The sequence below is a fragment of the Lentilactobacillus raoultii genome, from assembly GCF_900411375.1.
Taxonomy (GTDB): Bacteria; Bacillota; Bacilli; order Lactobacillales; family Lactobacillaceae; genus Lentilactobacillus; species Lentilactobacillus raoultii.
The window spans coordinates 88,636-99,028 of the sequence record NZ_LS422988.1 but is presented as its reverse complement, the minus strand read 5'-3'; the positions used below and the strand labels follow the sequence as shown (position 1 = coordinate 99,028).

At 41.3% G+C, this 10,393-nt stretch carries 8 protein-coding genes; 3 read left to right on the top strand and 5 right to left on the bottom strand.

Going from position 1 to position 10,393, the window contains the following annotated elements; translation table 11 throughout:
• Positions 1-636: 636 nt before the first annotated feature.
• From ED605_RS08450 to ED605_RS08440, 3 genes are all read left to right on the top strand, one after another.
• The gene (locus ED605_RS08450; protein WP_121978468.1) at positions 637-1,296 is read left to right on the top strand and encodes a TetR/AcrR family transcriptional regulator; all 660 of its coding nucleotides are present in this window, start codon (positions 637-639) and stop codon (positions 1,294-1,296) included.
• Positions 1,297-2,137: 841 nt separating this feature from the next.
• Positions 2,138-3,508: an amidohydrolase family protein gene (locus ED605_RS08445; protein WP_121978467.1), complete on the top strand. Its 1,371-nt coding sequence runs from the start codon at positions 2,138-2,140 to the stop codon at positions 3,506-3,508.
• Positions 3,492-4,895: a uracil-xanthine permease family protein gene (locus ED605_RS08440; RefSeq protein WP_121978466.1), complete on the top strand. Its 1,404-nt coding sequence runs from the start codon at positions 3,492-3,494 to the stop codon at positions 4,893-4,895. The genes ED605_RS08445 and ED605_RS08440 overlap by 17 nt, the downstream gene beginning before the upstream one ends.
• 364 nt (positions 4,896-5,259) lie before the next feature.
• On the opposite strand, the gene ED605_RS08435 is transcribed toward ED605_RS08440, so the two are convergent.
• The 5 genes from ED605_RS08435 to yjeM all read right to left on the bottom strand — a co-directional run bounded on the left by ED605_RS08435 (position 5,260) and on the right by yjeM (position 10,289).
• Positions 5,260-6,117, bottom strand: a complete 858-nt coding sequence (locus tag ED605_RS08435; protein ID WP_370824764.1) for a GRP family sugar transporter — start codon at positions 6,115-6,117, stop codon at positions 5,260-5,262.
• A 234-nt stretch (positions 6,118-6,351) separates the two neighbouring features.
• Positions 6,352-7,086, bottom strand: coding sequence for an SDR family oxidoreductase (locus tag ED605_RS08430; protein WP_121978464.1), 735 nt, complete (start codon positions 7,084-7,086; stop codon positions 6,352-6,354).
• A gap of 93 nt (positions 7,087-7,179) precedes the next feature.
• Positions 7,180-7,839: an endonuclease III domain-containing protein gene (locus ED605_RS08425; RefSeq protein ID WP_121978463.1), complete on the bottom strand. Its 660-nt coding sequence runs from the start codon at positions 7,837-7,839 to the stop codon at positions 7,180-7,182.
• A 39-nt stretch (positions 7,840-7,878) separates the two neighbouring features.
• Positions 7,879-8,652 (bottom strand): hypothetical protein, encoded by a 774-nt coding sequence (locus ED605_RS08420; RefSeq protein ID WP_121978462.1) that lies wholly within the window; start codon positions 8,650-8,652, stop codon positions 7,879-7,881.
• Positions 8,653-8,768: 116 nt separating this feature from the next.
• Positions 8,769-10,289 (bottom strand): glutamate/gamma-aminobutyrate family transporter YjeM, encoded by a 1,521-nt coding sequence (gene yjeM / locus ED605_RS08415; protein ID WP_121978461.1) that lies wholly within the window; start codon positions 10,287-10,289, stop codon positions 8,769-8,771.
• Positions 10,290-10,393 lie beyond the last annotated feature (104 nt).

The window sequence follows — 10,393 nt, the reverse complement described above, 5'->3', positions numbered from 1 at the left end:
CCAGTATTTACGCTGATCATTAAAGGGTACCTGCGCCAGCAGTTGATCCAAGTGAGTTTTGTGAATGAATTCTTGAACTAAGATTAAGCCGCTATCCGACGTTAACGTGCCACCAGTATGCGAAACATCAATTTTAGAGTTGAATTGTAACGGAATTTTCGATAAAGTCATTAGAGAGGACTCCTTTTGTTGGTTTTTTCTGGTAAATTTAATTTAACAGATCGGAGTCATTTTTTCACCCATTGGGTGAAAAAAGCCGCTGCCCAAATCATTAATTTGATCAGGTCAGCGGCCTCTTTTTATTTTTTTAGAGATTATCCAGGTTACCCTAATTTTTTAAAAAAATGTTTTTGTACTGTAACGTTCTCCCGTTTTTGATATCTTCTTTGATTAAATCGGGGATTAAATTAAGTTTGAACCCGCCATTTAAGTATGAATTTAATGAATATCCATTGTTTATTTATAGTGATTTTATCAAATCTGAGAACTCAACTATTTTTTAAGATACTTTAATAACGGGAATAAAACATAAAAAGTTTGGGACACATAAATTTTTAATCAACTCATTGTAAAAATTCAATTAACAGGTATACTAAAAAATGTAGCAAGTTAATTTTTTAACGAGGAGGGATGATTTTGCCAACCAAAGTGGCTTATAAACTATTTACCGAAACCCACGTTTTCGACGAACTGACCGACAAACAATCAAGAATTTTAATTGCCGCCATTAAAATTTTTGCTAAGAAAGGTTATTCAAATTCCAGCACAAAAGAAATTGCTGAGGCCGCTGGTGTCGCAGAGGAGAATATCTTTAATCGATTTACGAATAAGTACGGCCTCCTGCAAGCCGTTATCAAACCGGTTACCCGATCAATTTTTCCGGCAACTTTCAGTCAGTTTACCGATGCCAAGTTAATTGTTCGTGATACTGATTTGCACGATTTTGTTAAAGCTGTTATTGAAGATCGCATCAAATTCATGAAAGATAATGCGGACGTCCTAAAAATTTTCATTGCCGAAATGATTTATGACGATCAGTTAAGAACGGATTTTCAGGCCCAATTTGCCAACTCCGCAATTTCTTATCTTAAAACTATTGATCAGAACCTAAAAATTTTCAAACAAAAGCAGGCCCTGATTGACTGGGAGAACCCGGAGATCTTGCGAATCATGTGGTCGATGGTTGCCGGATTAGTCGTCAGTTACTTATTCTTCAATCAACCAGTGACAACCGATAAAATTAACCACACTGTTGATGCTTTAACCAAGGCATTGAGTAAAGATAGAATTGATTAATAACCACTATTTCGCTTAGCAGGGTTATCATCGATATGTAAAACAGTTATAATAACAATGTAAAGACCAACAAGATGGTACCGGATCAGGCGTTGACCGGTTAATCAAAGGAAGGGGCTATCACATGACGGTTTTAGTTGAGATTGTAATTTTCTGTCTCCTAAGCATTTGTGTCGGGTTGGTAATTGAGGGTTACCTTTATTGGGAGTGTCGGCATAGCGGCTATCAGCCGAAACGCCAATCTATTTATTTTGATAATCAGTTGAGCAATCATTCACATCCCTGATAACTAACCATTAAATCATTGAAATTCAAGTCGTTCGTTTCTAAAGTGCTTATCCAATCAAAAGCGCCGACCAACCCAGCAGCGGGATGATCGACGCTTTTGATTAGTCAATTTTTAAAAGAGCTCAACAATTACATAGTCACAATTTAAGTCATTCGATCACTAAGCCCAATTTTTGCAAACATTGACCCACTGTTGGGGATTGGGGGATTTTTTTTAACTCCTTAAGTTTTAGTTGGTAATAGAATAGCTCACTTAGTAAAATTAGCAAATGGTTAGAAAAAATCTAACCATCTTTTTTAATTAAAATTGACAAGCATCCGATTGTTCCTTTTTTAAGCCAGGTTAAACGGTGACATCCCGGTAATCTGAATTAAAAATATTAGGTCAATACTAAACGGCCTCAAAACACGAACATTAGAATTAAAACCAATTTTGATTTTCGTGTTGAAGAAAAACGATTGTCAGTTTATAATTACCGCTATACAGTAAAACGAATTATTAGTTTTTCTTTTAAAATAAAGTTCGTGTTTTAACTGATTAATTTTGATCGAGGTGAGTTTTATTCAATTTTCAACAGTTATTGATGGCCCAACCATCACATCACTAGGGCCTGACGCCATTTCACTGCATCCCCGACAACTCATCTGCATCGATCATCAAGGCTACATTAGCCGTTTGCTCGATGAAGACGATCCGGATTTTCTTTCAGTTAAAGAACAGGCAGCACAACAGGATCGCTTAGTGACACTTCAAGATAACAACTATTTGTTGCCAGGTTTTATTGATTTACACGTCCACGCGCCACAGTGGCCCAATGCCGGTCTTGCCTTGGATCAACCACTCAACGAATGGTTGAACACGTATACTTTCCCCTTGGAAGCCAAATATCAAGACGTTGCGTTTGCCAAAACCGTTTATAATAACCTGGTTCAGGAATTGATCGCCAACGGTACCACTTCGGCACTTTATTTTGGGACAATTCACAATCAAGCCAATCTCGAATTGGCAAAAGCTTGTATTCATCATCAACAACGGGGCTTTATTGGTCAAGTCGCCATGGACAATCCGCAGCAAACACCGACTTACTACCGGGATGCATCCGCTACTCAAGCAGTTAACAACACTGAAAAATTCATCCATCAGTTAACCGACTTGAACCAAACCGCTGCTTTACCGCAAACCCCAGTCATTACGCCAAGATTTGTCCCAAGCTGTACACCGGCTTCACTGAGTGGTCTAGGTGACTTGGCTAAAAAATACGATCTGCCAATCCAGTCGCACTGTAGTGAAAGTGATTGGGAGGATGGCTATGCCTTAAGTCACTACCATATGCGTGACGCGGCCGTTTTAGATCACTTTGGCCTGTTAACGGATAAAGCCGTCATGGCCCATGGTACCTTGTTGAACCAAACAGATCTCAACCTATTCAAACAACGTGGCGTTGCAATTGCCCACTGCCCCATTTCAAACGCCTATTTTGGCAATGCGATATTACCAGTTAGTCAACTATTAGCTCAAGAGAACAAAGTTGGTTTGGGAACCGACATTTCGGGTGGCTATTCACCAAGCCTTTATCGTAATATGAATCAAGCAATTATTTCATCACGCTTACTGCATGATGGCGTCGATCGGCAATTACCGCCGGAAAAGCGTGGCACCTCAACTGCGCCCATCACCGCTAAAAACGCTTTTTACTTGGCAACCGTTGGCGGTGCAACGAGTCTTCATTTAAAAGCTGGCCAAATCAAAGTCGGCTACTTAGCTGATTTCCAGGTTGTCAAAGCGCCATTTCCGGTTTTCTATCCTCAAACCCCCGATCAAATTTTTGAAAAACTCATCTATCACACAACAAAAGCCACAATTAACCAGGTTTTTGTTCAAGGAAAACTCGTAAAGGAAGGTCAACATGAAACGCAAAGATAATGGTTTACTTTATGGTCCAGAAGATAAAGTTTCCTATTTTCAATCAGGTCTTTTGGGATTGCAACACGTTTTAGCAATGGATGTCTATGTCCCACCATTGATTATTGCCGGCTTATTGTCAATGAGTGTCGTCCAAAAAACCGGTTTCCTGCAGGCCGCTTTCTTAGCTTGTGGTATTGGCACCATTCTTCAAACTAAATTCTTTATGAAGCTGCCTGTTTCTCAAGGGCCATCCTTTGTCCCAATCGGTGCGGTTGCCGGCGTTTATTTAGCTAACGGTGGTCCCCATGGCGGCATGGCCACCGTGTTAGGTTCACTGATTATCGGTGCCGTTTTATTGGTTCTCTTGGGATTATCCGGAATTTATCAGAAAATTATTAATACCCTGGTACCCGCACTGGTTGGTGGCACGATCATTACCTGTGTTGGACTTTCTCTTTTACCATCAGCTTTAAACGATAATATCTTTAAGGCTACCGGTAATGCCGGTCAAAACATTGAGATTGCTGCAATCACTGGAGCTGTGATGCTACTGGCGATCACAATTGGCATTCGAATTCCTCAACTGCAACGACTATTCCGAGTTAGTTCGATTATCATCGCGCTTATTGCCGGTACTATTGCGGCTTCGTTCATGGGCCGTTTTGACTGGTCATCCGTTAACAATGCGCCATGGTTTAGTCTGCCGAAATTTACATCCCTACACTATGGCTTCCATTTTTCATTACCGGCAATCCTGACCTTCATTGTCATCTACATGGTGCTAACAACTGAAACGACTGGGACCTGGTTCGCAATGAGTGCGGTCGTTGGTGAAAAGATTTCTAAGAAACAGTGGAATCAAGGAATTATCGGTGAAGGTCTTAGCTGTTTCTTCGCCGCATTGCTTGGAACAACTCCGATGACCGGCTATTCAACCAATGCCGGGGTCATTTCAATTACTGGGGTGGCTAGCCGCCGTGTCTTTGTTTCGGCTGGTATCTGGTTCATGATACTTGGTTTCTTCGGTAAACTGTCAGCGTTCTTATCCGCCGTTCCCGCACCGGTAATTGGTGGTATCTTCTCAATCATCTGTGTCATCATTATGTTGAACGGTTTAAACGTTATTCGTTATCTTGATACTAATGAAAGCTCAATTTATATCTTGGGCATTCCAATTGTTTTAACAATGGCCGTTATTCTGGTACCAAGCCACTTGGTTAACAGTACTCCTCAAATGATTCAATACCTTCTGGGATCGCCGATTACCATTGCGGCAATCAGTGCGATTATTTTAAATCTGGTGATGGGTGATCATCGCCCGGAAAGTGAAGCCGCTGAAAAGCCGGCAGCAGCTACCACCAAAGTAAAAGCAACGAATTCAAAACTGGCAACCTCGAACAAATGATGTTAATAAAATAAAGGTGCAAAAAATCGTCGAACGACTTGTCCGGCGATTTTTTGCACCTAGCGACTATCAATCTATAACAAAAGAGATCGGTTGATATTGAAGGATGTTCCGATCTCTATTCATTTGGTTGAAGGATATTATTTCAGTTTCAAATTGCATAATACTACCAAATCATTGGCTATTTTAACACTCAACGGCTTAATCATGATTAATGTCACAACATCATCAGCCATTGAGCGCCCCCACTGCCAATAGCATCAAATTTATCCCCCAATTAATGCTTATTATAGCATTGTTAATTTAGTTGACAAGGGGTTTTATGAAAGTGAGCGAAGCTAAGCGGTTAATTCCTATTCGCTCACTAAAAGACAGATGTCACAAATGCACCACTAATGATCAAAACCAAGCCGACTAAGGTGAGGGTTAATTCACGTTTGCTCTTGGATTCGTGCATGACCAGCATGCCGCCTAAGGTTGAAATCACAACCGATAATTGAGAAACAATGAACGCCGTATTGACCCCATTGTAGCGAACCGAATAGATGTATGACACAGCCGCAAAGGAAAAGACGATTCCACCAAGACTGTTCAACCAACTGGTCTTCTCTTTAAATGCGCTCATTTGGCCACTAAACAATAAATAGATTAGAACCCCAACACACATCCCAATTGATTCAGGTAAGAAAATCGCGATACCGGAACTTTGGAACCCTTTAGGGATTGATTCATACACACAATAACCAATTGTCGTAAAAATCAGCATGATAATTGTGCCGGTCAATTCTTTTCGATTTCCCTGACTCCCTTTGTCTTTAATGGAGGTCAGCCAAATGCCAATGATTAGTAAGACAATTCCACTGATCCCAGCCATTTTTTCAATGCCGGTTGACCATTCGCCAAAAATGAACACGCCAATCAGCGAAGTGCCGATTAACTGCAAGCCGGTTGAAATCGGCATGGTTGTTGAAACTCCAATTTTTTTATAGCCAATGTATTGACCAACCTGACCGGCAATCCAAAAAGCACCGGCCAATCCAGCCAGTAAAAAGCTTTTTAAATCAGTAGTGGGCCGAACTACCACAAAGACCACTAAACTGGCTAACAACAGCCCGGCAGCAGTGCCAAAAATTTGATTGGCCGGTTTACCGCCAATTTTGGCAACGACTGGTGGCAATAATCCCCAGCCCAACGCGGGTAGTAATAACAGCAACGTACTCAAATAAAACATCCTCTCTAAAGTGAATCATCTTTTCAATTTAAAAAACGCATGTCTTCATCTTAAAATTAAATTTAAGAAATGTAAACGGATTCCTGTAAATTCTTTTCAATTATTTAAAAAATAATCTCGAAAAACGAAAAAAACTTACCGAATTTAAACTAGTCGGTAAGTTGATTTGCTAAAACAGTTATTTCAAAAAAGAGACATGGACAATTTAACGTTGATTAGTGGTGACTATCGCTCCTGGCTCCTTGGCCGTAGCAGCACCTCATTGATGGCCACCTTATCCGGTTGATCGATTGCATAAGCAACTGCATTGGCAACGTCAATCGGTGACAGGCCATTTTCCTTTTCATCCTTTTGAACTTGCGCCCGCGTTGCATCATCACTGATGGTGCTATAAAGCTCCGTGTCAACGGCACCGGGTGAAATCATCGTGGTTTTAATGTGGTTGGCAATTTGTTCCTGACGCAAGCCATCCATAATTGCCTGGATGGCATATTTAGTGCCGGCATAAACGGCCGTGCCGGGATGCACAATGTGACCGGCCACCGAATCAGTCGTAATGATGTGACCCTGCTTTTGCTGAATCATCGTCGGCAACACAGCAGCAATTCCGTACAGAACACCTTTAATGTTGACGTCAATCATTCGGTCCCACTCGGCCACTTTTAATTCGGCCAGTTGAGAAATCGGCATCAAACCGGCATTATTGTACAAAACGTCTACCCTGCCAAATTTTGATTTAGCCAAATCAACCAAGTTTTGAACGCTTTGACGATCAGTGACGTCAGTGACTTGATACAAAACCTGGCCTGCCGGAAATTCGCCGGCCAGTTCAGCCAACCGATCTTTCCGCCTAGCACCAATGACCACTTTTGCACCGGCTTTTGCCAAAACTTCCGTAGTTGCTTTGCCAATTCCACTAGAAGCACCGGTAATGACAACAACTTTATCTTTAATTGTCACGCTTTTTCCTCCTCATTCAACACGATAGTCTTATTCCATTCGATGATAGATCTTCTGATCAAACTGTCAAAAAGACTGTCATCGAATTAAATTCTACCCCAAACTGGTCTGCTTCCTCAACGAAAAGCCATTTAAAAAGCTCTGCTTAAACTGGTCGTTTGTTTTAACTTGCTTACCGAATTCATCAATTAGACCGTGAAACTCCTTTGCATCCTGGCTTTTAAAGTTTGATGGCAATTTAATTCGCCGTTTTAATTTGGCATAGGTATTAATATTTTGATAGCCTAAAAACTGAAACAGATTCCGCGCATACTTATCTGCAATAAAAACCGGCTGATCAAAAACGTAAACCAACAGTGAGTCCGCCGTTTCTTCACCGATTCCGGTCAAGTTCAACAACGCTTGGCGCAATTTTGCTCGACTATATTGATTAACAATTTCTGAAAACTGATTGTCATATCTGTCAAACCACGCTAAAACTTCAAAGAGACTTTTAGCTTTATGAACGTAAAATCCACTTGGCCGGATCAATTGCTGCAACTGAGAATTCGAAAGCTTTAGAATGCGCTTGGGATTAAGTTGAGTTGCCTGACGCAAATTTTGCAGTGCCAAGTCCACGTTTTTCCAATTGGTATTTTGAACCAAAATGGCGCCAATCACAATTTCCATTTTCGTTTCAGCCGGCCACCAATGCTGCGGCCCCATTTCAGCCAACATCCGTTGGTAGAGTGGCATCGGATTAATCTCAGCCATCTGTTTCACCTCTCTAGCCATAGTTTAGCACGCCACGTTTTACGATGCCTGTTGCGATCTCAATTGACCGTGATTAAACCAGATCACCCCAAGTGCTCGATCAACCAGCAAACCACTAAGTTGATGCTGCTTAATCAACCTTAGAAATTTGCCTGTTCCAGCATTTATCCCGGCAGTCGCCCAAATCACCGCTTTAAGCATCTGCTGGTCAGTGATCACTAATTGCTTAATTGAACTTTGCGGTCGCCTTAAAGATTGGGCGGTGACAGAGACAAGACTGTCATTTTGAATTGGATAACTTGTCAACAAGTCCCGCTTTGTTAAAGCATCCTCAGTCCGAACCGGCCATTGATAGGTAACCCCGCTTGTAACGGCTGTTTGAACAATGCCATCCGCTTCAATCAAACCACCTTTAATCACAGGACCCATCATCAACTTCAACTTAGCAAAAATTTGCTTAACAACCCAGCCTTTGACTAAATTAGTTGGCTGATATCGGCCATCATAGAATGCGTCAAAGTAACCATTTGTCATTAACTTTGCCCGAGTCGCAATCGAATAAATCTTTTGGAAATTTTGATTTTTAAATAAGGGGCGGAGATCACCAGCCGATAATTGGGTCATTAATAAATCGGTTTTTTCTGGTGAAAACAGCCGATCATAGTAGTTGAATTGTTGCTTAATCTTGGCAACTGTTGCTGCTAAGATTGGTTTTAAAGCCGTTGCCTGTCTGGGCGAATTCACCGAAACCAATAGTGACAGCCGAACTTGCTTAAATAAGTTTGTAGTTATGGAATAGTTGTTTGTTTGCATATGAAGGCTCCTTGTCAATTAACTTAATGATTAAGTGATAGTCTAACGATTGGAACTTAAGTGAGCCTTAATACAAAAAGCATCCGCAATTACGAATGCTTTTAATGTTATGCAAATTACTCGTTATCTGAATTCTTAACCAAATTTTGGGCCCGATTTTTCTTTCGATTCTGATATTGAAGAAACGCCCAAGCAACAAAGCCGAAGAAAATCGGCCCGATGACTGTCCAAAAGGCAGTTTCATAATCATGAGCTAAAACGGGGGCAATGGCTGTAAAGCCGATGCCAGCGGCCAGAACGAATAAAACAACACCGACGATGATATCTGTCCAACGCCGATTGGTATAAATTTCAAACGGGCGTTGGAGATTTCGCTTACGTTTAAAGAATGGAAACGCAGCAATCAAAAACAAATACGGAAACGAAGTTGAAATGTTTCCCATGTTCGTCAGGATTACGTAAAATTGTTGGGCGCTGGAACCACCAAAACTGACGAAGAAGATAATGACAACCACAACGGCGGCTTGCGTCCACATTGCAAAAGCCGGCATCCCTTTTTGATTAAGCTGCGTCATTCTCTTTGGCCAAAAATTGGGATTAGACCCCATAATAAATGATTTAAGCGGTGAATAGACGAGGACAAAGAATGATCCAACGTAGCCGATAAACATCCCCAAACCGGCAAACCTGGCAAATAGACTGCCCAAAAAGGCACTGCCGGTACCAGACAAATGCAGACCGCTTCCTAAAGCATAACCAAGATTGTTCATCAACACATACGTGATATTTCCCAAATTGACCTGATTGTTACCTAGAACCCGTTGCCAATTAGTACTAATTCCCCAAAGAAAAATCGTCAGCGAATAGGCAAGCGTAATAATCAATGCTGAGATAATCAGACCACGCGGAAACGTTTTTTCCGGCCGATCCATATTATCAGTCACGCCACCCATCGATTCAGTTCCAGCATAGGCAAAGACTGCATAAACAATAAAGGAAATCAATGTGATTGGCGATTGAAACTGCGGATTAGGTGACTGAATAAAACTTGTTAAGCCGTGAATTGGTTGGGCAAAGTGACCACCGTTTAAATAAAGGATCATTAAACTGGCAAGCCCAAAAATAACATTTAAAAGAATCGTAAAGATACCACCAATCGAGGCGATTCGCGCGATTGAATCCATTCCCCGGACAGCAAACCAAGTAATTGTCAGAATCCATAGAATAGCTAAGATGCCAATGACCTGATTGGAATTTAACCCGGCGATTCCCCAACTTTGGGTCTGATCATGGCCAAAGAGGGTCGTCGAAAAGGGGATCCAGACTTTGGAGGCCGTTGAAGTCATCCAAATAATCCAGGATGACAACCAAATAAAGGTCCCGATAAACGCCCACTCTTCACCAATCGAACCTGCCAACCAGGAATAAATACCGCCATGGGCATCTTTAAAGGTGGCGCCATATTCCGCAAACATTAGTGAGCTTGGCAACAGGAAGAAGACAGCTGCCAAGACATACCAAATAATACTGGCATACCCCATTTGTTCGTAAGCGACAGTCGTGTTGGCAAAACCAAAGATGGTTGAAATAATCATCAAGACCAGACCGCTTGTTTTAATTTGATGCGGTTTTTCCATAATTGAAACGCTCCATTTTATAATTTTATAAAAATCTAACTTTTAGACAAAAAATAGTATAGAAGCTACAAATAAAAACCGCCTGTGAAGGTCGTGATAAACTA